Raw genomic sequence first — 23,034 nt, 5'->3', positions numbered from 1 at the left:
TATAGCCAGATAATATCAGCATAAAGGTGCATTGCAACTACAAAGCCATCCATTAAAAAAGCCCCGCAGATCGAAATCTACGGGGCTTTTCCGGAAGCCTGCGGGCATTGATTACAAGTTGTCGTTGAAATCACGCAGCTCTTGCTGGGCCTTTTCTTTCGACCAGCCATACTTCTCTTGCAGCTTGCCGGCCAAGTGCTCGGAGTGGCCGTCGATCACGTCCAGATCATCATCCGTCAGGTTGCCCCAACGCTCCTTGACGCGACCGCGCAATTGCTTCCATTTGCCCTTGAGAATATCGTCATTCATCATCTTTCCCCCTATTGCTGAGTGATAGCCGGGTGTTGCCACCCGGCTGTGAACACTACAGAGAGTTACTCGTGAGATTGGAGACCATCAGCAGCGACTTCTTTGACGCCTTCAATGTCTTCAACAACCTTGATGGCCAGCTCGCGTTGAGCATCCGTATTGACTTCGCCGGTCAGGGTAACCACGCCTTCATTGGTTTCCACCCCGATATCCAGGGCACTCAGCTCGCTTTCCGCGACAAAGCTGGCGCGTACCTTGCTGGTGATCCAGGTATCAGAGGTAGCCTGGCCCGCGGTTTCGGCAGCATCTTCAGCCTTGTCACCCATGCCGTGGTCGTCTGCCAACACAGCAGATGACAGCGCAGACAAGCCCAGCGCAGTAGCGGCAATCGTTGCAATCGCAAAATTCTTGGTCAACATTTTCATGGTATTTTCCTTAGCATTGGTTAAAAAGTCGTTACCTGGCTCACGGGCTGATTGCCGCGAGCCAGTTATGGCGTTATTCCTCGGCAACCGTCACGCCGTCAGCATCCACGTCCTTGACGCCATCAATACCTTTAGCGATCAATTTGGCCAGCGCGCGTTCAGCACTGGTGTTGACCTCACCAGTCAAGGTGACGACACCTTCTTTGGTGTCAGCATCCAGATCAAAAACACTGACATGAGCATCGGCCGCGAAGCTGGCGAGCACCTTGCTGGTGATCCAGGTATCGGACGTTGCCTGAGCAGCTGATTCCATCGTGCTCTCAGTCTTGTCGCTCATGTCATGATCGTCCGCTACAGCAACGGACGACATTGCAGACAAGCCCAAAGCGGTAGCAGCGACAGTGGCGATAGCGAAACCTTTAGTTAACTGTTTCATGGATCTAACTCCTTTCTTTCCAGTTGGTCTGCAACCTCTTTGCTGCAGGGTCACTGTAAAGGTTGCAGCCAGCGTGCCAACTTTCCGGAAAGCCATTAACCCTTTAATTTCAATTGCTTGGAAAAACAGACTGTTTAACCAACCATGCAATTCACCCAATAGGCCTTAAATGCATCGTGCAATATGCAATACACCCCGGCCTCAACCCGCCTGATTCATTCGGTTGCCGGTAGCGGAAAGCACGGTGCGCGTTTTTGCTTGAACGCAGCAATACCTTCAGCCGCCTCCGCGCCACCCAGCGCCAATGATATCGCGCGCTTCTCCCGCTCCAGCTGCTGCTCAAAGGCTTCACGGTGTGGCGCATCCAGCAGGGTGAGAATTGTCGCCTGGGCTTCTCGCGCGCCTTCGGCCAGGCTGGCCCCCAGTGCCAATGCCTCGGTCAAGGCACTACCCGGCTGAACAACCCGATTGACCACCCCCGCCGCGGCAAAGCGTTCAACCGGCAAACGCCCGCCCAGCAAGGCAATCTCCGCCGCCAACTGATGCGGCAAAGACAACGCCAGGAAACCCGAGCCGCCACCATCCGGCACCAGGCCGGCTTTGACATAGGCCAGCGAGATATAGCTGCCCTCGGCAGCCAACACCAGATCTGCGGCAAACACCAAGGAGGCTCCTGCGCCCGCCGCGCCACCTTCTATGGCGGCAATCACCGGCTTGGGGAAAAACTTCAGTTTGCGCACCAGGGCATGCAAATGCTCAATACGCTCTTCCCGCTCCGCCAGAGGCAAAGCTGCTCGGGTTTCCAGCGACAGCAAATCACCCCCGGAACAAAAGAAGTCACCCGCACCGGTCAATACCACGTTCGCCACCTGAGGATCGTCCAACACCCGATCCAGGTGGGCACTCATTACCTGGTAGGTTTCGGTAATCAGGGCATTACGCTTTCCCGGTTGATTCAGGGTCAGCACACAGGTTGCCCCACGCTGTTCGGCAAGCACCAGTTCATCAGTCACAGACATATTTACCCCATAGATTCATTCATCGAGACAATCACAAGCCTAACGCAGAATCGCCCATCGGCAGGCTTTCTGGTGGTACCTTCTTGTCTGGCAAGGCATCAATCACAGAGCGGTGGGCATGACAGCCATGCACAGAGAAATGAAACCAGCCGTATACCGGTACCAGGAAACCAACAGAGGCTTTGAACTCTACCTTGGCGAATATTCGACGCTGGACGGGCTGTCCGTATTCGACGAGAGCGCCGAGTTATCTATCATCAGCCTGGGGGCAACGCGTTACCGGAAGTATGGATGGGCGACAGAAAAAGAATTGCCGCCCGTGGACAGTGTTGGCAGCCTGATTGAACTCCTCGAAGCGGAAGGAGATATTGGCATTGTTGAGTGTGACGTTTTTTTGCCTGAATACGGTACCTTGAGTACGCATGATGATCGCGAGTGTCACTATGTGATGACATCAAAGCGTCAATGTATCTCTGTGCTCAACACGGTTTTGCCCCGGGAGCACAGCAACATGCTTGTATATGCATTGCTGGGCAGCCAGGGCCTGTATTTGTCATGCAGCGAAGCGGGCAATGTAACGAAGTACCGCTCTTTTGATGAATACCTGTCAAAGAATGCATAACATCGACAAACCAGGGAAGACAATGAATAGCAACCGGCTCGAAACGGAAGAGAAAGTACTCAGGGAGTTTCTGAAATGGAGCGGCGGCCCCGAGGATGACGTCAAGGCAAAGAAAAAGGATAAAATCCAGGCGTATATACTGGCAACGCTCTTTTTTGTGGTCACGGCAACGCTGCTCTATCTGGACCCGCCAAACCTGTATCAGGTGCTTGCCGGCCTGTCATTAATCATCGGCATCGTGTTTATGGCGATGGCAAACATTATTGCCGGCAGCACGCACAATCTTGAATACACCAGGCCATTTATCGATGCGGACGCTATCCGCGCGCGGATAAAAGACATCGAGAATAGCCAACCAGACCAACAAGGCCCGTCAGGCTGGACTCACTAGTACAACGGGCAGCATCGCTGCTCGTTTGTGACCGCGTGTTGATGGCAGCTTGTCAGGCGACTTCGTTTTCTTCGGATGAGTCAGTGTGGCGATCTGTCTCGAGTGTGCGAGAATCTGTGAGTAACCGTCTGATTGCACACACGCAATGCCGTCAGACTCGATGTGCGTGGCACTCACCTCAGCGATATGCCTTTCTGGAGAAGCAAGTGCAAAAGTTCTTGTTGATTGTTTTCGGAGTCTTCATTGCGATGTCTGCAGGCGCAAACGCAACAAACATGGATTTTGAGGCCCTGTTATCGGGCGCACAGGACAATCGCCCCATACCCGAACGTCAGGCCTTTACAGCGCGAGACGGAGCAACCCTGGCGTATCGGCACTACCCGGGTGAATCCCGGACTGCACTGGTGCTCTTGCACGGATCGGGATCTCATAGCCAGTACCTGGCGACGCTTGCCCACGAGATTGCCGAGTCAGGCGCTGCTACCGTCTACACACCTGATATTCGCGGGCATGGCCCCTCCCCGGCCAATCGCGGCGACATCGATTACATTGAGCAGCTTGAAGATGATCTGGCTGATCTCATCGCCCACATCAAAACGACCGACACTGGCCTGGCCAGAGTCATTGTCGGGGGCCACTCAGCGGGCGGAGGCCTGGCGATGCGCTTTGCCGGTGGAAAGCACGGAGATCTTGCCTCAGGGTATCTCCTGCTTGCCCCCTACCTTGGATACGATGCACCTACCGTTCGCCGTGATTCGGGTGGCTGGGCCAATCCCAGTATTGCCAAGATCATTGGTCTCTCGCTGCTGAACGAACTCGGGGTTACCCGGTTCAACGATGCGCAGGTACTTCGATTCAACATGCCTGCGGAGTACCGCGACGGTTCGGAAACGCTGACTTACTCGTATCGATTAATGAGCGGTTTCAATCCGTCCAACTTCCGCAAAGAGCTCGGCGCCATGGAGGTTCCGGTTCTCGTCATTACCGGTGCTGAAGACAACGCCTTCTTTGCGGAAAAGTTCGAGCCTACGATCCGCCCTCTTGTTCCCCATGCCGACATCATCACGGTAGAAGGCGTGTCGCACCTGGGGCTGGTCGTCAGTCCGGACGCCATAGCGACCATACGTCAATGGCTTGAGGCGCTTTGATAGAAAAGACCACTTCCCTGCGCTTGGCAGATCAGACCAACGACAACGGGTTATTTCTCCCTGAACTACGCAGCGGGCGGCCTGGATAATGTGTTCGCTCTGTTGCTTTTGCTGTCAGCATTGCTGCTGTCCGGCGGCCTGATAGTGGCGCGTCGAAGTAGTTGAGCAGGGCTCAGCTGTCTATCGATGCGAGTACGGTAGTCAACTGACATATTGTTGTATTGGCGGGCAGGTAAACTGTCGGCCTCAACAATAATTGCCAAGAGGCGTCCATGCTGGTTGATTCAATGATTGTGGTGGCATTAATCACGATGTATCTGGCTTGTGCTCATTTCGCCAGTTACCAACTAGGCAAAAAGCGAATTTTGAATCAACAAAAATGGGGGTTGAATATCTGCTGCGGTAAAACCGATGGTGGTGGAGTAAACGCGGATATCGTTCAACACCAGGACCTGCCGAGATTCACCTTGATAAGCAGCATTTACAATCTGCCCTTCAAGACCGGCGAATTCGATTCAGTTTTATGCTCTCATACCATAGAACATGTCGATGACCCTGACGCTTTCTATGCCGAACTGCAACGGGTAGGCAAACAGGTCACTGTGGTCGTTCCGCCCCTGTACGACGTGGCTGCGGTGTTGAATATCTGGGAGCACAAGTGGATTTTCGTTACGTTGAGAAAGCAGCATCACACCTTGCCCCGATTTGTAAAATTACCCTTTGCTGATTTTGTCCAGAACAGGTTTGGTCAAAGAAACCATGCATGACTTCTCGACTCAGGCGCGCTTGCGCCGCCTGGCTTTGGCTGCACAGGGCTTGCTGCAGACGCAGCCCTTTGGCCGTGGTTTGGCGGGCGCACGCAAGGCGATTAACCATCTGGGCTATGTGCAGGTTGACACCATCTCGGTGGTGGAGCGCGCACATCATCATGTCTTCCACGCCAGGGTGCCTCAGTTCAAGCCTGCCATGAGCAACCAAATGCTGCGCGATGGTGATATTTTCGAATATTGGGCGCATGCTGCGGCTTTTCTACCCATCAGCGATTTTCGTTTTTCACTGCCCTACAAAGATGCCATTAAAAGTGGCCGGACCCGCTGGTATAGAAACTGTGACGAGAAGCTCATGGGCGAGCTGATGGCTCGAATAGGGTCAGACGGCCCGCTGCGTTCGCGCGACCTGGAAACTGACAGCGTAAAACGTTCTGGCTGGTGGGACTGGAAACCTGCCAAAAAGGCACTGGAACAGCTGTATATGCAAGGCGATCTGATGGTCAGTGACCGTGAAGGTTTTCAGAAAACATATGATCTGACCGAACGGGTACTGCCCTCCTGGGTTGATACGCGAATGCCGACGCTGGAAGAGTTCGCGACGCACATCCTGGATCAGCAGCTGCGCTGCCACGGGCTGGTGTCACTCAAAGGCCTGACCTACCAGCGGCGCAATACTGAACTCCGCAACGCGGTGAAAAAAATGGTGAATGAACGCTTGGCGGCTGGCCGGCTGGAACAAGTCCAGACGAGCAGTGGTGACGTTTTCTTTGTGAAGACGGGTGCACTCGAACAGGCACTGCCCCGCGTGAAAGACCGATTGCTGATTCTCTCGCCGTTTGACAACAGCGTCATTCAGCGAGAGCGGCTCAAGGCATTGTTTCAGTACGACTATCAACTGGAGTGCTACGTACCCGAAGCCAAGCGTCAGTATGGTTACTTTTGCCTGCCACTACTTTTTCGCGATGCATTTATCGGCAGGATGGATTGCAAAGCCCACCGGAAAACGCGTCATCTGGAAATCAGATACCTGCATCTGGAACCACATGATTTTGCTGAAGAGTCAGTCATTACTGCTTTTCTGGACGCCATCGAGCAGTTCCGTGATTTTCAGCAATGTGATTCGGTGTCTTTGGCCAAAGCCCATCCCCAACACCTGACAGAATCCCTGGGCAGTGCGCTGGCATCCCTGGGATAAAGCGGCTGCACTTCGGCCAGCATCACTTCACGCCTGTGATTGCAGATAGTTCTGCAGCCCCACCATCTGTATCAGACGCAGTTGCTGCTCCAGCCAGTAGGCATGGTCTTCTTCTGTATCTTTGAGTTGCAACAGCAGCATCTCCCGGGTCTGGAAGTCATTGCGCTGTTCGCACAGGGCGATGGCATTGGCCAGGTTGTCACGCACCTCATATTCCAGTTTGAGATCAGCCGCCAGCATGTCCGGAACAGTGAAGGCGGGATAGATTGTCGTCGGCGTCATATCCGGCTTGCCTTCCAGAAACAGAATACGCTTGAGGATCGCATCGGCATGCTGCGTTTCCTCTTCCATCTCGTGATTTATGCGTTCATACAGCTTGCCGTAGCCCATGTCTTCATACAGGCGAGAATGCAGAAAATACTGATCGCGAGCCCCGAGCTCGCCTCGCAGCAACGTAATCAGACAGTTGATAACATCCTGATTGCCTTTCATGGTACTGATCTCCGATTACGGCTTCATTAAAAGCGGATTGTGCCGCAAAAGAGCCGTCGGTGACTACCCGGAATTCCCGGGCAAACCCGCTGCAGTACTGATCACACCCCCAGCCACATCAACCACAACGTCAAGCTGATCGTCGCAACCAGTGTCGACAGAAACACTACCGAGCCGATGATACGGGTATCTTCATGTCCCAGCGCAAAGGCCAGGACATTCACCCCGGTCGGGCATGCCGCCATGATGGTCAGCACCGTGCGCGCTTCATTGCTCAGACCAACAGCCGTGGCTGCGACAAACACCAGCACCGGGAACAGCAGTAGTTTTACCAGGGTAACGGACAAGATGCTGGCAGAAGGTTGCAGCCGGTAGCGCGAGAGACTCATCCCCAGCACCATCAAGGCGCTGGGCAAGGCCGCTGCTGCCAGCCAGTCACCCGCACGCCAGAGCGCATCGGGCAACCACACACCCAGCAGATTGAAGGCGGCGCCAAGCAGCAAGGCAATAATCAACGGATTGGCCAGGCTTTTCAGCAGAGCGGCCCAGCCAGCGCTTCTGCCACTGCCGCTGAAGGTGTCGCGATACAGGCTTTGTGCGGTAAACAGAACAAGGCTGTGAAATACCAGAATGGTAAACAGGTGCACCAGGGCAGCGGAGCCCAGCAGCACGGTAATCAGCGGAATACCGACCAGTACGTTGTTGGAGTAACTGGCCGCCAGGCCCAGGGTGGTCGGCCTTTTCAGCCGCCGATGGGCGATGAAATTGACACCGGCAAACAGCAGCAAGGCCGGACCGAAATAGGCCAGCAACAGCAAGGGCGACAACCCCTGACGCAGGTCTGCCCGCGCCAGCGCGGTAAACAGCAATACCGGAATAAACACCTTGAACGTGATCGCCGCCAGCGCAGTACCAGCGTCAGTCGGCAACCACTGCCGCCAGGCCAACACATAGCCCAGCAGAACCAGAACAAAGATGGGGATCAGGGCTTCAATAACCAGCATGGGGTGTCTCTGTGTTTGGTGTTGTCAGCGGGGCTTCCCCCTCTCCCCAACCCCTCTCCCACCAGGGGAGAGGGGCTAGCTAGTGCAAGCTGAACGAGAGCAAAACATCTCTGCAACGTCTCGCTAATCAGCAGGGAGTCACCCCTCTCCCCTTGCGGGAGAGGGGTTGGGGCGGTCCGACGTATCGGTGAGGGGGGAAAAGGCCAGGCCTCACCCCAACCGCCACGTAGTCACACCCTGCTTGTCTTCCAGCACCACACCCATCGCCTGCAGCTCATCACGAATACGATCGGACTCGGCCCAATCCTTGTCTGCCCTCGCCTGCTTGCGCGCGGCGATCAGGGCTTCGATCTGCTCGGCATCCACCTCGCTGCCGGCTTGCAGGAAGGCATCTGCCTCCAGCTGCAGAATACCCAGCACCTCGGCCAGTTCGCGCAGACGCGCAGCCAGAGCAGCAGCGGCATTCAGATCGCTCTCACGCAGGCGGTTGACCTCGCGGACCATGTCGAACAGCACTGCACAGGCTTCCGGGGTGTTGAAGTCATCATCCATTGCGGTTGCAAAACGGGCGGAAAATTCTTCACCTCCGTTCGCAGGAACCACAGGCAACCCCTTGAGACCGTTGTAAAAACGCTCCAGCGCAGACTTGGCTTCACGCAGGTTGTCTTCGGAGTAATTGATCGAACTGCGGTAATGGCTGGCAACCAGCAGATAGCGCACCACTTCCGGGTGATACTTCTCCAGCACATCGCGAATGGTGAAGAAATTGCCCAGGCTCTTGGACATTTTTTCGCCATCCACGCGTACCGCACCGGCGTGCATCCAGGCGGCAGCATAGGGTTTGCCGGTCGCCGCTTCACTCTGCGCGATCTCGTTTTCATGGTGCGGGAAAACCAGATCCGGGCCGCCGCCGTGAATGTCGAAGGTATCCCCCAGGCAGCAGGTGGACATGACCGAGCACTCGATATGCCAACCGGGACGGCCATCACCCCAGGGCGATGCCCAGCTGGGCTCACCGGGTTTGACGCCCTTCCACAGTACGAAATCGAGCGGGTCTTCTTTCGATTCGTCTACCTCGATCCGCGCACCGATACGCAGGTCTTCGATCTTCTTGCGCGACAGCTTGCCATAGCCCTCGAACTTGCCGACCCGGTAATAGACATCGCCATTACCCGGCGCGTAGGCATAGCCCTTGTCGATCAGGGTCTGGATCATCCGGTGCATGCCCTCGACGTGCTCGCTGGCACGCGGTTCCTGATCGGGTGGCAGCACGGCCAGCTTGCGTTCGTCTTCGTGCATGGCGGCAATCATGCGCTCGGTCAGCACCTGAAAGGTTTCGCCGTTCTCCTGCGCACGCTTGATGATCTTGTCGTCGATATCGGTGACGTTACGGATATAGGTCAGCTCGTAACCGCTGTGACGCAACCAGCGAGCGATCACATCAAAGGCGACCATCACCCGCGCGTGACCGATATGGCAGAAGTCATAGACCGTCATGCCGCAGACATACATGCGGATATGGTTGCCTTCCAGCGGCTTGAGCGGTGCTTTCTGCTTGGTCAGGGTGTTGTAGATCGACAGTGCCATTTATTGCCCCCAGGAATCACGTAAAGTCACCGTCCGGTTGAATACCGGACGCTCGGCAGTGCTGTCCTTGCTGTCGAGACAGAAGTAACCCTCACGTTCAAACTGGAAGCGGTCATCCAGGCTGGCACTGGCCAGTGACGGCTCGGCACGGCAGCCGGTCAGGGTAATCAGCGATTGCGGATTGATGTTATCCAGGAAGCCACCACCGGTGTCGCTCTTGTCCGGATTCGGCGCGGTAAACAACCGGTCGTACAGGCGCACTTCGCATTCAATGCTCTCCGCTGCCGGCACCCAGTGAATCACACCCTTGACCTTGCGGCCCTCGGGGTTCTTGCCCAGGGTGTCGGGGTCATAGCTGCAGCGCAGCTCAACCACGTTGCCGGCATCATCGGTGACTGCTTCGTCAGCGCGGATCACATAGCTGCCGCGCAGGCGCACTTCACCACCCGGCACCAGACGCTTGTAGCCTTTGGGCGGGTCGACCATGTAATCGCCGGCATCAATGTAAATCTCACGACTGAACGGCAGCGTGCGGGTGCCGATATCCTGCTTCGGGTGACGCGGCAACGCGAGGTTCTCCACCTGCCCTTCCGGGTAGTTGGTAATCACCACCTTGATCGGTTTGAGCACACACATGGCCCGTGGTGCATGGGCGTCCAGATCATCGCGGATACAGAACTCGAGCATGCCCATATCGACCACACCGTCAGAACGGGTCACGCCGATGCGTTCACAGAACTCGCGGATGGACGCCGGCGTGTAACCACGGCGACGGAAGGCGCTCAGGGTCGACATGCGCGGATCATCCCAGCCGCTGACATGCCCTTCATCAACCAGTTGCTTGAGCTTGCGCTTGCTGGTCACCGTGTAATTCAGGTTCAGCCGGGCAAATTCGTACTGACGCGGCTGGCACGGTACCGGCAAGTTCTGCAGAAACCAGTCATACAGCGGGCGGTGATCCTCGAACTCCAGGGTGCAGATCGAATGGGTAATGCCTTCGATGGCATCCGACTGGCCATGGGTAAAGTCATAGCTCGGATACACGCACCACTTGTCACCGGTCTGGTGGTGCTGGGCGTGGCGAATGCGGTAAATGATCGGATCACGCAGGTTCATGTTGGGTGCGGACATATCGATCATCGCACGCAGTACCTTGGTGCCGTCGGGGAATTCACCGGCCGTCATGCGTGCGAACTGGTCAAGGTTCTCGTCCACGCTGCGCTCACGGAAGGGGCTGTTCTTGCCCGGCTCGGTCAGGGTGCCGCGATACTCGCGCGCCTGTTCCGGCGTCAACTCGCACACGTAAGCCTTGCCCGCCTTGATCAGGTCGATGGCCCAGGCATGCAGCTGATCGAAGTAATCCGAGGCATGGCGCACCTTGCCCGCCCACTGGAAACCCAGCCATTCAACGTCCTGCAGAATGGCATCGATATACTCCTGCTCTTCCTTGGCCGGGTTGGTATCGTCAAAACGCAGATGACACTCCCCGCCAAACTCCTGCGCCAGGCCAAAGTTCAGACAGATCGACTTGGCATGGCCAATATGCAGATAACCATTGGGCTCCGGTGGGAAGCGGGTAACGATCTTGCTGTGTTTGCCGCTGTCCTGGTCAGCCTTGACGATCTGGCGCAAAAAATGGGCGGGAGGTGTGGTATCCGTTTTGCTCATGAGGTCTGCAAACTCGCTTTGTCTACAAAAGGGTGAACCCGGGCGGGCAAGGGATTTGCGCGCAGCCCTAGGTCTGGTCGGCCAAAACGCTTATCATACCCTAAAGTGTCAAGTGCCTGAATCTACGGCCAACACATCAACGAATCAGGTTCACCCACAACGCAAGGACTCTGTAATGGTCAAGCTGCATACCAACTTTGGTGTCATCACCCTGGAACTGGACGCGGAAAAAGCGCCCAAAACCGTAGAAAACTTCAAGCAATACGTCCGTGACGGTCACTACGACAACACTATTTTTCACCGTGTGATCAGCAACTTCATGATTCAGGGTGGCGGCTTCGAACCGGGTATGAAACAGAAAGACACCCGTGATCCGATTGAAAACGAAGCCGACAACGGCCTGGCCAACAAGATCGGCACCGTTGCCATGGCACGCACCAGTGATCCGCATTCCGCCAGCGCCCAGTTCTTTATCAACGTCAGCGACAATGACTTTCTCAACCACAGCTCACCGACCATGCAAGGCTGGGGTTATGCTGTTTTCGGTCGCGTCGTTGATGGCATAGAGGTGATCGAGAAGATCAAGGCGGTCGAGACCACCAGCCGCGCCGGTCACCAGGATGTGCCCGCTGAAGATGTGATCATCGAGCGTGCCGAGCTGAGCGAGTAATCCAGCCCATGCGCAGTCTGTTTATCTCGGATCTGCACCTGGAACAGAAACGCCCGGACATTACCCGGGCGTTTTTGCACTTGCTGGCGGGCCCGGCCGAAGCAGCCGATCACTTGTATATTCTGGGTGATTTCTTTGAAGTCTGGCTGGGTGACGATGCCACCGACGAGCTGGCAGAAAGCGTGATCAGCGCCCTCGCCGCCCGCGCCGCACGGGGCAAGCAGACCTTTATCATGCATGGCAACCGCGACTTTCTGCTCGGTAAGCATTTCTGCCGGCGCGCGCGTTGCACACTGCTGCCCGACCCTTGCGTGATTGACCTGCACAACGAGAAAGTCCTGTTGATGCACGGCGACAGTCTGTGCATCGACGATATCGACTACATGCGCATGCGTCGCCTGCTGCGCAATCCGCTCAGCCGCTTCATCCTGCGCAGTCTGCCACGCGGTACACGGAAAAAGATCGGCCACAAACTCCGCAGCGAAAGCAGCGCGCGTACCCGTATGAAGTCCAGCGAAATCACTGACGTCAATCCCGGCAAGGTTGCCGAGGTCATGCGTCAGCATGGCGTCAAACGGCTGATCCATGGTCATACTCACCGCCCCGACCGACACCCCCTGGTCATCGACGGCGAGCCAGCTGAACGCATTGTGCTGGGTGACTGGGACACACACGCGTGGACATTATGGGCCGAAGAGACTGGACTGACGCAACAAGCCGATCCGCTGGATTGAGTTCGTCCGACACCGTTGAAGGCAAGGGGTTGCTGCGGTAAAAGCACTGAATTGTCTGAAAAGCCCAGCCAATCACCGTCTGATATCACCTGTCACGCCGGATTTGACGCTGAATACGCATTCAAACTTGGCGTTTAGCTGCTTTTCAGGCACAATTGCTCACCTTTTTCGCGGGTAAAGACTGCAAATGGCCCTTTTTCCGGCCCTGAGCAACCCGCCACTTGATTGAATTGACTTGAGGTTTCTGCTTAATGGCAAAAGAAGACAGCATTGAAATGGAAGGCACCATCATCGACACACTGCCGAACACCATGTTCCGTGTCGAGCTGGAAAACGGCCATGTCGTGACTGCTCATATCTCCGGCAAAATGCGCAAGAACTATATCCGCATCCTGACCGGTGACAAGGTACGTGTTGAATTGACGCCTTACGACCTGACCAAGGGCCGCATCACTTACCGCGCTCGCTGATCCCTCGTGCTTGTGGGCAGCCTGACTGCCCGTATCCCCTGCCCTGCTTCCTGAATTCCGCCCACAAAAAACCCGCTCAGCGGGAGCGGGCTTTTCGTCGTGCCTGAAACTCAGCTGCGCGGCGGCAGCATGCGGCCCAGCTCGATCTTGCCGATAGACGCGCGATGCACTTCATCCGGACCATCAGCCAGTCGCAGGGTGCGCTGCATGGCGTACATGTAGGCCAGCGGGAAATCTTCCGAGACCCCGGCACCACCATGCATCTGAATCGCCCGATCGATCACGCGCAATGCCACATTCGGCGCGACAACCTTGATCTGGGCAATTTCACTCTTGGCCACCTTGTTGCCCACGGTATCCATCATGTAGGCAGCGTTCAGCGTCAGCAGACGCGCCTGGTTGATTTCAATCCGTGAATCAGCGATGTGGTCAATGTTGCCACCCAGACGAGCAATCGGACGACCGAAGGCTTCACGCTCGGTGGAGCGTTTGCACATCAGTGCCAATGCACGCTCGGCGCAACCGATGGAACGCATGCAGTGGTGAATCCGGCCTGGCCCGAGTCGACCCTGAGCAATTTCAAAGCCGCGACCCTCGCCCAGCAATACGTTGCTGTAAGGTACGCGCACGTTCTCAAAGGTCACTTCAGCGTGGCCGTGCGGCGCATCGTCATAACCGAATACCGGCAGCGGACGTACCACTTTCAGGCCAGGGGCATCCATCGGCACCAGAATCATCGAATGCTGCTGGTGACGCGGGGCGTCCGGATTGGTCAGACCCATGAAGATCATGATCTTGCAACGCGGATCACAGGCACCGGAGGTCCACCACTTGCTGCCATTGATGACCCACTCGTCGCCTTCACGCACGGCGCGGGCCTGCATGTTGGTAGCGTCAGACGAGGCTACGCCCGGCTCGGTCATGCCGAAGCAGGAACGAATTTCACCGGCCAGCAGCGGCTTGAGCCACTTTTCCTTGTGCTCTTCGGTGCCGTAACGCACCAGCACTTCCATATTGCCGGTATCCGGCGCGCTGCAGTTGAAGACTTCAGAACCGATATGCGAACGGCCCATGAGTTCAGCCAGCGGCGCGTACTCAACGTTGGTCAGGCCAGCGCCCAGCTCGGACTCGGGCAGGAACAGGTTCCACAGGCCGGCTGCCTTGGCCTTTTCCTTCAGTTCTTCAACAATGGCAGTGGGCTGCCAGCGATCACCTTCGGCAACCTGTTGCTCGAACACGTGCTCGTTGGGGAACACGTGCTCCTGCATGAACGCATCAACGCGCTCGCGCAATTCTTTGACTTTAGGGGAATATCCGAAATCCATGATGACTGCCTTTTTTGAGTGTCTTACAAGTGGTACAACGTGTCTTTACATCGTCAAGGTAAACTCTAGATGAGCGACCCCGATTTATCTAACCTATTTTTGACGTGTATAAAGATTCATAAGCGATATATACTTGGCTGCTTGCTACCCCGTTAAGGAAGTTGCGATGAACCTCAGTAAAGTGGACCTCAACCTGTTTATTGTTTTTGATGCGATCTATACCGAGGCCAACCTGACCCGCGCCGGACAGATTGTCGGCATCACCCAGCCAGCGGTCAGCAACGCGCTGGCACGTTTGCGCGAAACCTTCAACGATCCGCTGTTCGTGCGTACGGCACAGGGCATGGTGCCCACTCCGATGGCGCAGAACATCATCACCCCGGTGCGCAATGCCTTGCAGTTGCTGCGTGTCTCCGTCCAGGAAAGCCGCAGTTTCGTGCCTGAACAGGCAACCAAAACCTATCGCATCAGCATGACCGACCTGACCGAAGCAGTGATCCTGCCGCATCTGGTGTCACGCATTCGTCGGCAGGCGCCCGGTATCAATATCGACAGCTTTCTGACCAAACGACGGGAAACCACCAAGGAACTGGCCGCTGGCCGTCTCGACTTTGCCATTGACGCGCCGCTGAATACTGACACCCAGGTCCGCCACGTCAAACTGTTCGAAGATCGCCACGTCTGCGTCATGCGCAAGGATCATCCGCTGGCCAACAAGGACAGCATCAGCCTGGACGAGTATCTGGCGCAATCGCACATTCATATTTCCAGCCGCCGCAACGGCCTTGGCCACGTTGACCTGGCCCTGGGCAAGATGGGCTTGCAGCGCCGCGTCATGCTGCGCTCGCAGCACTACCAGATGGCCCCGCTGGTACTGGAATCGACCGATATGGTCATGACGGTGCACGAGCGTTTTGCCCGCCGCCACAATCTGCACTGGGTCAGCTTGCCGATCGACGACGTACCCGCCATTGAAACTCATCTGTTCTGGCATGAAAGCACGGACCAGGACCCAGCCAACCGCTGGATGCGCGAACAGATCATCGAGCTGTCGCAGCAAGTGCAGCGCAACAACAAGCGCGAGCAACAGGAAGCCAAAGACGCCAAAGACGCCAAACACTGAGGTTTTCACGGGCCGCCATAGCGGCCCGTGTGCACTCACCCGGCCAGGCGGCGAATCAGGCTGGCAGTATCGTCCCATCCCAGGCAGGGATCAGTCAGCGAACAGCCAAACATCAACTCACCGCTATCAGCCTGTCGCCCCGGCAGCAAGAAACTCTCCAGCATCAAACCCCGAATAGACCGATTCCCGGCATGCCGCTGACCGGCAACCTGCTCAGCTATGCTGATCTGTCGTTCGTGTTGCTTCTGTGCGTTGTCATGGCTGCAGTCCACCATCACCGCAGGATTCACCCCGGCAGCATGCAGAGCAGCTACGGCCGCCTCTATACTGGCCGCATCGTAATTGGTGATGCCTCGGCCACCGCGCAGCACCAGGTGGGTATCGGGGTTGCCCGGTGACAGCAGCATGGCCGGCTGCCCGTCGGCACACAGCCCCAGGTGATGATGGCTGTGCGCCGCCGACTGCATGGCGTGAATCGCGGTCTGTATGCTGCCGTCGGTGCCGTTCTTGAACCCCGTTGGCATGGGCAGGCCACTGACCATTTCACGATGAATTTGTGATTCGGTAGTACGCGCACCAACGGCGGTCCAGCTGACCAGGTCATCCAGGTAATGCATGGCCAACGGGTTCAGGGCTTCCGTTGCCACGGGCAAGCCCATGGCGGCCAGTTCCAGCAACAACTGCCGCGAGCGCTGCACGCCTTGCGCCATATCGCCACTGCCATTGCGTTCCGGATCATACAGCAAGCCCTTCCAGCCTACGGTGGTGCGCGGCTTTTCCACGTAGGCACGCATCACCAGCAGCAATTCATCGGCCACCGCTTCAGCCAGCACTGACAGGCGTTCGGCATAAGTCAGTGCGGCATGTTCATCATGGATCGAACAAGGGCCGACCACCAGTAACAGTCGATCATCCTTGCCGTGCAAGATATCCCGTACCTGCTGACGTTGCTGCTGAATTTGCGTTGCCAGGGCAGGCATCAGCGGCAATTGCTGGCGCAGGCTGGCAGCGCTGGGCAGCGGCTGACTGGTTCGGGTCTGCTCTGGTTGTTTCAGATGGGTGCTGGCATCCGTTGGCTCCAGTACCTTTGCGCTCATTGCGGTCATACGTTTTTCCTTGGGTCCGAAATCAAAAAGCCCCGGCTGGGCTACCAGTCGGGGCTTTTTCACTCCGGTGGCAGCCTGGTGAGTCCGGGCTGCCATCCTGTCAAACAGGTTTAACTAAAACACAGGCGGCCCGAACTCTGGCGATAATAAAAGCCAAAGCCAAACCAGGCCCACAGCGCAGCAACTGCCACCGGTTGCATTCGGGCAATTGATTCTGGGCGAGTGTGGGGCTGTGTCGTAGTCATACTGCTAATAATAACCGGAGTATTCACTGATGCAAGCCCAAAAGACCAACAACGGCTGCACGGGTGCAACCGTGTTGCCCACCACCTGTCCCTGGCACCGTCAGCCGGCTAATCCGCAACATCTGCCCACCGTCCCTGCGTCAAACACAGCAAGTCATCCGGATTCAGCTCAATTTCCAGCCCACGCCGACCGGCGCTGACGTAGAGCCGGGCTAATGCACGGCCGCTTTGATGGATAACCGTGGGCAGCGCCCGTTTCTGACCCAGGGGGCTGACGCCGCCCAGCACATAACCACTGCTGCGCATGACTTCTGCCGGCTCCGCCATTACCGCTTTCTTGCCCCCGGCTGCCTTGGCCAGGCGCTTGAGATTGAGCTTGCAGCTTACCGGCAAGACCGCAGTAACCAGTTGCCTGCCATCCAGTTTGACGACCAGGGTCTTGAATACCTGTGCGGGTTCAAGTTGCAACTTATCCGCCGCTTCCAGACCATAGGAGTCGGCAGCCGGATCATGGCTGTAGCTGTGTGTGCGGTATTCAATGCCGGCTTTCTCGGCAGCGTCTATGGCGGGGGTCATCAGTCACTTCCTGTAGACAACCAGCGCACGACAGAGAGCCCGCGATTAGCCGCAGGAGGCCCTATCGTGTATGGTAGGTGGTGATTATTCGCGATCATGAGGCTGCGCTTGCAGTGCTCTTCACGTTGTTCCTCAGGGTCCAGGTTCGCTTGGCCCGCTGACTGAAGCAATGCCTTTCAGTCAGCCTTGCCGGCATCCCAACCTGACCTGTTCATGCCATCGTCGGCAGCGCTCATGATCCCATTCGCCACCATCTGGAGGCAACACATGCAGAAAGATTCCAACAAGGGCTTTATCGCCCTCCTCGGCTGGGCACCCAACGCCGTCGAAGCCGCCGAAAAATTCGACCGCCGCTATGTCGTCGTGGCGCCGGACTGGGCGCAGGAATACTGTGAAAACCACAAGATCCCTTATGTGCCGTGGAACTTCGAGCGCCTGAATGATCGCTCGATGGAAATTGCCCAGACGCTGAAAGACATGGGTGTCGATGTCGCTATTCCCCTGTTTGAAGAAACGGTTGAATGGGCCGGAGCTATCAACTCGGTACTGCTCGACAATCCGCGTCTGCTGGGTCATTCCATGCTGATGCGCGACAAGTCGTTGATGAAGCGCCGTGCCCAGCTGGGCGGTATCCGGGTCGGGATTTTTGAAGAAGCACATGACCGTGAAGACGTTATCCGCTTTCTTAAGCGAGTCAACCAGACGCTGCTCAAACTGGATGGCGACCCGAACGACCCTATCCATTTCAAGGCCTTCGACAAGGCCGGCTGCCTGGGTCACCGGGTTATCCGCACGCCGGATGAAGTCGACGGGATTCCGGATGATGAATTCCCTGCATTGATGGAATCCCACCTCGACGGCTGGGAGTTCGCCGTAGAAGCCTGGGTGCACAATGGCAAGATCTGCTTCCTGAACATATCCGAATACGTCACCCTGGGTTACTCGGTACATGTACCTGCGACGCCGGAGCTGGAAAAGTACCGTCCGCAGATTACCGAGCAGATCAACAAGCTGATCAAGACCTTTGATATCGAATTCGGCATGATTCATCCCGAATACTTTGTCACCAGCGATGGTGAAATGTACTTTGGTGAAGTGGCCTACCGCCCACCGGGCTTCAAGGTGTTCGAGCTGCTGGAGCGGGTGTATCCCGGCTTCAATGCCTACCAGGCCACCTTCATGGTGTTCGACCCGAAAACCACTGAACAGGAAATCAAGGACTACTTCCCGAAAGAAGTCGAAGATGCTACCGGCTACGCCGGCTGTTTTGGCGTTTATCCCCGTCGCCGGGTCGTCAGCCAACTGGAGATTCCGGAAGAGACCGAAGATCACCCTTACTTCGAATCGCATGAACTGACTGCGCCAATGGAAGAGATCGTGACCAAGCGAACGGCATTCGGTACCCACTGGGGGCTGGTGTATTTCGTTGGTGAAGATCCGCACAAACTGCACGAGCTACTCAAGCGTCAGGAAGAACTCGACTATTATGTATAATGGTTCGCATCCGTAAGCCCGACCCGGAGTATGTGTGGTACAACACGTTGATAGCAGCAATGACAAACTGGCGTTGCTTCTGAGCCGCCTGGACAGTGCCGTAACTGCCCTGCACCAGGCGCCGGCCTTCGCCAAAATGGGTAAACTGCCGCGTGTCTTCGAGACGGCTCGGCGGATTATCCGCCTTGACGGCGGTTGTCTGGAGCTGCAGCGTCGCGCACAAGCTATCGAAGAGGCCGGCCTGTTTGAGGGTACCGATTGGGCTGAACCCCAGAACCTCTTGCCGGCGCTGACTGCCAACACCCTGCGCACTCCCAACGGGGATACGCTGGTGATTGAAATCATCAGTCAGCTGCGTTTGCTGGCAGTCTCCCAGGGCGACTATCAACATCCGCTGATTTCCGCCGAGCAGGCGCATCACTTCCTGACGCAGGTATTGGCCGTCAATCTGGCCCTGCTGTTCAGCCCACCCGGGGAAGCCGAGCGCGAACAGATGGGGCGTCTGGCCGAGTTGCCACATCGCTTGCTGGAACACCTTGCCGGCAATGTAGGTTATGAGCACATCATCGATCAGTTGATCGGCGAAATATGGCGCATCCTGCAACAACGGCCGATCCAGGTTGATGCAGTCAAACGCATGATCACCCAGATTGCCATCTGCCAATCCAATCCCGAGATTGATCTGGGACACAGTGGTCAGGGCGCCGACCGCCTGGTCGGCAGTCTGTTCGGCCCGACCCAGGCCTGCCGTGAAGATCCCGGTGTCGAGCTGTACCAGCAACGCCTGGACTACATGGATACCAGCGCCCTGCAGAGCGAAGCGACCGGCATGGCGCGTGCCATGCACGACACTGGCCTGGTCTCGCCCTATCACAGCGTGCTGGTACGCCATTTGCTCGATAACTGTGAACAGTTGCTGGCGGAAGCCTTCGGTCTGTCATCCACCGGCCGTGATTGTCTGGTGTGCTATCGCGAGCTGGTCAATGAACTGATTCGCGGCAGTATATTTCCGGCGACCAGCCAGGGAGTCTATGGTCTGGCGCTGTTGCTCGAACGCGGCATTCTCTACCAACCGCCCGTCGCTCCGGCGATGTGGCGTCAACTCGGTTTGCCCTTGGCACCCGCCGCGCGCGAACGCTTGCAGCTGGCTTTCGGTACCGGCATCAGTGCCGAAGCCCATCTGCTGGAAGGTGTGCTGTGCATGCTCGGCTTGCCCCTTGGCGTGGGCCAGGGCAACAATCCGACTTGCCAGTCAGCCCGCGCACTGTCCATGTGGGCCTACAACGATCCTGACTACATGTTGCAGATGGTGGCCTGGGCAGCACGTGATGACGAGATCGTCATGCACTTCGAAGGTCAGCCAATCTCTTCGCGTGAAAGCCTCAGCGGAGTGGCCACATCGGCGCCGATCGATCTCGATCCGGTATCCTTGCTGGTGGTACCGCACCTGGACCGTATCTATGCGGAAATGGGCCGCCGCTGCATTGGCCGTGAAGGCGATCCGCACCGTTGGGTCAATCCGGAGTTTCATGGCTGGTGGTCCGGTCGCGGCTTCCGTATCAACGTCGATGTTGCCACCGGTGACCTGGTTGATCTGGATGACTTCATCGGGCATTTCTACGCCACCTATCACCCCTACTACAATGGCAACCAACCGCTGATTCATCCACAACCAGCGGGTATTGCGGTAACCGATAGTGCTGCGCGCTTTATTGGCTGGCACGCCATCACCATCCTGCGCATATCGCTGGATCCGCAGGAATGCATGCGCGTGTACTTTTACAACCCCAATAATGACAGTGGTCAGAACTGGGGGGACGGGGTGACCGTCAGCACCGCCGGGCATGGCGAACGTTTTGGTGAAGCCTCCCTGCCCTTCGAGCAATTTCTCTCACGCCTGTATATTTACCATTATGATCCACTGGAACGCGGTGAACTGGCCAACGTCAACCGTGAAGATATGGATCAGGTCATGGGCTACATCCGCAGAAGCTGGGGAGCAGACCGCCTGCCAGCCATTGAGCAGCAAGCCGATGCCATAACCGGCAACCCCCATTGAGACAGGCAGACTAAAGCGACGACGGCAGGCACACCCCGACATAAGTTTGCGCGCAAGACATTTGCCAGCAGCCCGTTAATCCACTACCTTGAATCTGTCTAACCTACTGGTGGCAACTGCCACCCTTTGATCAAAAACAGGAGTCATTATGTCCAGCGTAACCCTGCGTGGTAACCCCGTGGCCGTTTCCGGCCAACTGCCCCAAAAAGGCGAAAAAGCCCCGGATTTTTCCCTGGTCAATCAGGAAATGGCTGACGTTACCTTGTCCAGCCTGGCTGGCAAGCGCAAAATTCTCAACATCTTTCCCAGCGTTGACACCCCGGTTTGTGCCGCATCCATCCGTACGTTCAACAAGGATGCCAGCAATCTGGACAACACCGCCGTGCTGTGTATTTCCGCTGACCTGCCCTTCGCCCAGTCTCGCTTCTGCGGTGCAGAAGACCTGAACAATGTCATGACCCTCTCCACATTGCGCGGTAGTGAGTTCAAGGAAAACTACGGTGTTTCCCTCGCTGAAGGCCCAATGGCAGGCCTTACCGCACGCGCCGTCGTTGTGCTGGATGAGAACGACAAGGTTCTGCACAGTGAGCTGGTGCCGGAAATCGGCCAGGAGCCTGATTACCAGGCCGCGCTTGCCGTACTGAAATAGTCACAGCCATGATTGACCCTCCGCCACCCTGCGGAGGGTCTTTACTGCCGCCGACGCCTGAACAATTCACGACCATGACCCGCACAACCCGCCTGTTTGATCTGATGCAGATTCTTCGCCGTCATCGACGTGCGGTCAGCGGCGATGTTTTGGCCGGCGAGCTCGGTGTTTCACTGCGCACTCTGTATCGGGATATCGCCGAACTCAAAGCCATCGGCGCACATATTCAGGGGGAACCCGGCCTGGGTTACCTGCTGCAACCAGACTTCCTGCTCCCGCCCTTGATGTTCTCTGCCGACGAAGTGGCAGCCCTGACCCTGGGCCTGAACTGGGTTGAAGAGCGTGCGGACGAGCAACTGGCCAGTGCGGCTACCGAAGTGCTGGCCAAAGTGTCTGCCGTCTTGCCGCGTGAGCTCTGCGCCCGCCTGAATGATCAGACCATGCTGATTGGACCCGGCTGGGACAAAGCGCACAGGGTGGCACTGAGCGAGTTACGCCAGGCAATAAGCGAAGAACGCAAGTTGCTGCTGGATTACCGCGATGAAGCCGGTCGCACATCGAACCGGGTGATCTGGCCCATCAGTCTGGTTTTCTTCGAGTCCGCCCGGATACTCGCTGGCTGGTGTGAACTGCGCCAGGCATTCCGGCATTTCCGTACTGACCGCATTGCGGAAGCGACAATACTGGCTGAACACTATCCGCAGCGACGTCATGCATTGCGGCAGCAATGGCTGACCACGCTGGATGAGACGAATTGTTGATGCAATCCGCTTCACTGCTGACATAATCTGACAGCAGTCTCGACTATGCTGAGTTTTCTAAAAATGGAACTCAGGAGGCAACATGCAACAGGACATCACTTTCTATACCAATCCCTTCTCGCGTGGCGGCATCGTGCACTGGATGCTGGAAGAGGTTGGCGTGCCTTACAAGGTTGAAAACCTCGCCTACGGCGATGCCATGAAAACGCCGGACTATCTGGCCATCAATCCGATGGGGAAAGTACCCGCGATCAAACATGGATCGGTCGTGGTGACCGAGGCAGCAGCTATTTGCGCCTACCTGGCCGACGCTTTCCCCGAGGCGAAGCTGGCACCCCCCACGACTGAGCGAGGCGATTATTACCGCTGGCTCTTCTTTGTTTCCGGCCCCTGGGAAGCCAGTTTCGGCCTGCGCAGTTGCGGTATCGAGATGACACCCGAACAGGAGCTGGAACTGGGTTGTGGGCGCCCTGAACGGGTACTGGACGTGCTTGCTGCAGCGGTGCGTGATCGAGAGTTCATCGCCGGGGAGCGCTTCTCGGCAGCGGATGTCTACGTCGGTTCGCACATCGGTTGGGGCATGCAATTCGGTACCATCGACCCGCGTCCCGAGTTCAAGCAATACTGGCAACGCCTGGAACAGCGCCCGGCCCATCAACGCAGCCTGCAACAAACCGAAGCGGCGATGCCCGACTTCCCCGTGCCCGGTCAGTAATTCAAACGTCGGTTACAGGACGGGACGTTGACCGGATTTAA

The 23,034-nt window shown here is 56.8% G+C and carries 25 protein-coding genes; 14 read left to right on the top strand and 11 right to left on the bottom strand.

The window, feature by feature from the left end:
• Positions 1 to 111 precede the first annotated feature (111 nt).
• The 4 genes from BLU07_RS06300 to BLU07_RS06285 all read right to left on the bottom strand — a co-directional run bounded on the left by BLU07_RS06300 (position 112) and on the right by BLU07_RS06285 (position 2,189).
• Positions 112 to 309, bottom strand: a complete 198-nt coding sequence (locus tag BLU07_RS06300; RefSeq protein ID WP_092389630.1) for a CsbD family protein — start codon at positions 307 to 309, stop codon at positions 112 to 114.
• A gap of 65 nt (positions 310 to 374) precedes the next feature.
• Entirely contained in the window at positions 375 to 734 is a 360-nt protein-coding gene (locus tag BLU07_RS06295) for a BON domain-containing protein (protein WP_092385226.1), read from the bottom strand.
• 73 nt (positions 735 to 807) lie between these two features.
• The gene (locus BLU07_RS06290) at positions 808 to 1,170 is read right to left on the bottom strand and encodes a BON domain-containing protein (RefSeq protein WP_157719098.1); all 363 of its coding nucleotides are present in this window, start codon (positions 1,168 to 1,170) and stop codon (positions 808 to 810) included.
• A gap of 215 nt (positions 1,171 to 1,385) precedes the next feature.
• Entirely contained in the window at positions 1,386 to 2,189 is an 804-nt protein-coding gene (locus BLU07_RS06285; RefSeq protein ID WP_092385222.1) for an enoyl-CoA hydratase-related protein, read from the bottom strand.
• 118 nt (positions 2,190 to 2,307) lie between these two features.
• Between BLU07_RS06285 and BLU07_RS06280 the strand changes: the two genes are divergently transcribed.
• The 5 genes from BLU07_RS06280 (at position 2,308) to BLU07_RS06260 (ending at position 6,315) form a co-directional block, all read left to right on the top strand.
• The gene (locus BLU07_RS06280; protein ID WP_157719097.1) at positions 2,308 to 2,811 is read left to right on the top strand and encodes a hypothetical protein; all 504 of its coding nucleotides are present in this window, start codon (positions 2,308 to 2,310) and stop codon (positions 2,809 to 2,811) included.
• Positions 2,812 to 2,833: 22 nt separating this feature from the next.
• Positions 2,834 to 3,202, top strand: a complete 369-nt coding sequence (locus tag BLU07_RS06275) for a hypothetical protein (protein ID WP_157719096.1) — start codon at positions 2,834 to 2,836, stop codon at positions 3,200 to 3,202.
• A gap of 206 nt (positions 3,203 to 3,408) precedes the next feature.
• Positions 3,409 to 4,350 (top strand): alpha/beta hydrolase, encoded by a 942-nt coding sequence (locus BLU07_RS06270; RefSeq protein ID WP_197675072.1) that lies wholly within the window; start codon positions 3,409 to 3,411, stop codon positions 4,348 to 4,350.
• Positions 4,351 to 4,622: 272 nt separating this feature from the next.
• On the top strand, positions 4,623 to 5,117 hold the full coding sequence (locus BLU07_RS06265; protein WP_092385216.1) for a class I SAM-dependent methyltransferase: 495 nt from the start codon (positions 4,623 to 4,625) through the stop codon (positions 5,115 to 5,117).
• The gene (locus BLU07_RS06260) at positions 5,110 to 6,315 is read left to right on the top strand and encodes a winged helix-turn-helix domain-containing protein (RefSeq protein ID WP_092385214.1); all 1,206 of its coding nucleotides are present in this window, start codon (positions 5,110 to 5,112) and stop codon (positions 6,313 to 6,315) included. Before BLU07_RS06265 ends, BLU07_RS06260 begins: the two co-directional genes overlap by 8 nt.
• A gap of 27 nt (positions 6,316 to 6,342) precedes the next feature.
• On the opposite strand, the gene bfr is transcribed toward BLU07_RS06260, so the two are convergent.
• The 4 genes from bfr to BLU07_RS06240 form a co-directional block, all read right to left on the bottom strand.
• The gene (gene bfr, locus BLU07_RS06255; protein WP_092385212.1) at positions 6,343 to 6,807 is read right to left on the bottom strand and encodes a bacterioferritin; all 465 of its coding nucleotides are present in this window, start codon (positions 6,805 to 6,807) and stop codon (positions 6,343 to 6,345) included.
• A gap of 101 nt (positions 6,808 to 6,908) precedes the next feature.
• On the bottom strand, positions 6,909 to 7,811 hold the full coding sequence (locus tag BLU07_RS06250) for an AEC family transporter (RefSeq protein WP_092385210.1): 903 nt from the start codon (positions 7,809 to 7,811) through the stop codon (positions 6,909 to 6,911).
• 210 nt (positions 7,812 to 8,021) lie between these two features.
• Positions 8,022 to 9,398 carry a cysteine--tRNA ligase gene (cysS, locus tag BLU07_RS06245; RefSeq protein ID WP_092385208.1) on the bottom strand — a complete coding sequence of 459 codons (1,377 nt, stop codon included), beginning with the start codon at positions 9,396 to 9,398 and terminating at the stop codon, positions 8,022 to 8,024.
• A complete protein-coding gene (locus BLU07_RS06240; protein WP_092385206.1) occupies positions 9,399 to 11,066 on the bottom strand; it encodes a glutamine--tRNA ligase/YqeY domain fusion protein in 1,668 nt (555 codons plus the stop codon). It lies immediately after the preceding gene.
• A 175-nt stretch (positions 11,067 to 11,241) separates the two neighbouring features.
• Between BLU07_RS06240 and BLU07_RS06235 the strand changes: the two genes are divergently transcribed.
• From BLU07_RS06235 to infA, 3 genes are all read left to right on the top strand, one after another.
• A complete protein-coding gene (locus BLU07_RS06235) occupies positions 11,242 to 11,736 on the top strand; it encodes a peptidylprolyl isomerase (protein WP_092385204.1) in 495 nt (164 codons plus the stop codon).
• Between the two features lie 8 nt (positions 11,737 to 11,744).
• Positions 11,745 to 12,470, top strand: a complete 726-nt coding sequence (locus BLU07_RS06230) for a UDP-2,3-diacylglucosamine diphosphatase (RefSeq protein WP_092385202.1) — start codon at positions 11,745 to 11,747, stop codon at positions 12,468 to 12,470.
• A gap of 251 nt (positions 12,471 to 12,721) precedes the next feature.
• Positions 12,722 to 12,940, top strand: coding sequence for a translation initiation factor IF-1 (infA, locus tag BLU07_RS06225; RefSeq protein ID WP_080050557.1), 219 nt, complete (start codon positions 12,722 to 12,724; stop codon positions 12,938 to 12,940).
• A 110-nt stretch (positions 12,941 to 13,050) separates the two neighbouring features.
• Here infA and BLU07_RS06220 read toward each other — a convergent pair whose 3' ends face one another.
• Entirely contained in the window at positions 13,051 to 14,265 is a 1,215-nt protein-coding gene (locus tag BLU07_RS06220) for an acyl-CoA dehydrogenase (RefSeq protein WP_092385200.1), read from the bottom strand.
• 166 nt (positions 14,266 to 14,431) lie between these two features.
• Here BLU07_RS06220 and BLU07_RS06215 point away from each other — a divergent pair, with 166 nt between their 5' ends.
• Complete coding sequence (locus tag BLU07_RS06215) at positions 14,432 to 15,388, top strand: LysR family transcriptional regulator (RefSeq protein ID WP_092385198.1); 957 nt, start codon at positions 14,432 to 14,434, stop codon at positions 15,386 to 15,388.
• Between the two features lie 35 nt (positions 15,389 to 15,423).
• Here BLU07_RS06215 and BLU07_RS06210 read toward each other — a convergent pair whose 3' ends face one another.
• Together BLU07_RS06210 and ybaK are read right to left on the bottom strand one after the other, a co-directional pair.
• The gene (locus BLU07_RS06210) at positions 15,424 to 16,494 is read right to left on the bottom strand and encodes a 3-deoxy-7-phosphoheptulonate synthase (protein ID WP_092385196.1); all 1,071 of its coding nucleotides are present in this window, start codon (positions 16,492 to 16,494) and stop codon (positions 15,424 to 15,426) included.
• 353 nt (positions 16,495 to 16,847) lie between these two features.
• Complete coding sequence (gene ybaK, locus BLU07_RS06205) at positions 16,848 to 17,315, bottom strand: Cys-tRNA(Pro) deacylase (protein ID WP_092385195.1); 468 nt, start codon at positions 17,313 to 17,315, stop codon at positions 16,848 to 16,850.
• A gap of 267 nt (positions 17,316 to 17,582) precedes the next feature.
• On the opposite strand from ybaK, the gene BLU07_RS06200 reads away from it, so the two are divergent.
• The 5 genes from BLU07_RS06200 to BLU07_RS06180 all read left to right on the top strand — a co-directional run bounded on the left by BLU07_RS06200 (position 17,583) and on the right by BLU07_RS06180 (position 22,993).
• Positions 17,583 to 18,809, top strand: coding sequence for an ATP-grasp domain-containing protein (locus tag BLU07_RS06200; protein ID WP_092385193.1), 1,227 nt, complete (start codon positions 17,583 to 17,585; stop codon positions 18,807 to 18,809).
• 34 nt (positions 18,810 to 18,843) lie between these two features.
• Entirely contained in the window at positions 18,844 to 20,868 is a 2,025-nt protein-coding gene (locus BLU07_RS06195) for a hypothetical protein (RefSeq protein ID WP_092385191.1), read from the top strand.
• Between the two features lie 148 nt (positions 20,869 to 21,016).
• Positions 21,017 to 21,517 carry a thiol peroxidase gene (tpx, locus tag BLU07_RS06190; protein WP_092385189.1) on the top strand — a complete coding sequence of 167 codons (501 nt, stop codon included), beginning with the start codon at positions 21,017 to 21,019 and terminating at the stop codon, positions 21,515 to 21,517.
• A 74-nt stretch (positions 21,518 to 21,591) separates the two neighbouring features.
• Complete coding sequence (locus tag BLU07_RS06185; protein WP_092385187.1) at positions 21,592 to 22,278, top strand: helix-turn-helix transcriptional regulator; 687 nt, start codon at positions 21,592 to 21,594, stop codon at positions 22,276 to 22,278.
• Between the two features lie 82 nt (positions 22,279 to 22,360).
• The gene (locus BLU07_RS06180; protein ID WP_092385185.1) at positions 22,361 to 22,993 is read left to right on the top strand and encodes a glutathione S-transferase family protein; all 633 of its coding nucleotides are present in this window, start codon (positions 22,361 to 22,363) and stop codon (positions 22,991 to 22,993) included.
• The last annotated feature ends 41 nt before the right edge of the window (positions 22,994 to 23,034 follow it).

It is taken from the genome of Halopseudomonas salegens, from assembly GCF_900105655.1.
Classification (GTDB): domain Bacteria; phylum Pseudomonadota; class Gammaproteobacteria; order Pseudomonadales; family Pseudomonadaceae; genus Halopseudomonas; species Halopseudomonas salegens.
The sequence above is the reverse complement of the archived record's forward strand: the minus strand, read 5'-3'. Positions and strand labels throughout refer to the sequence as shown.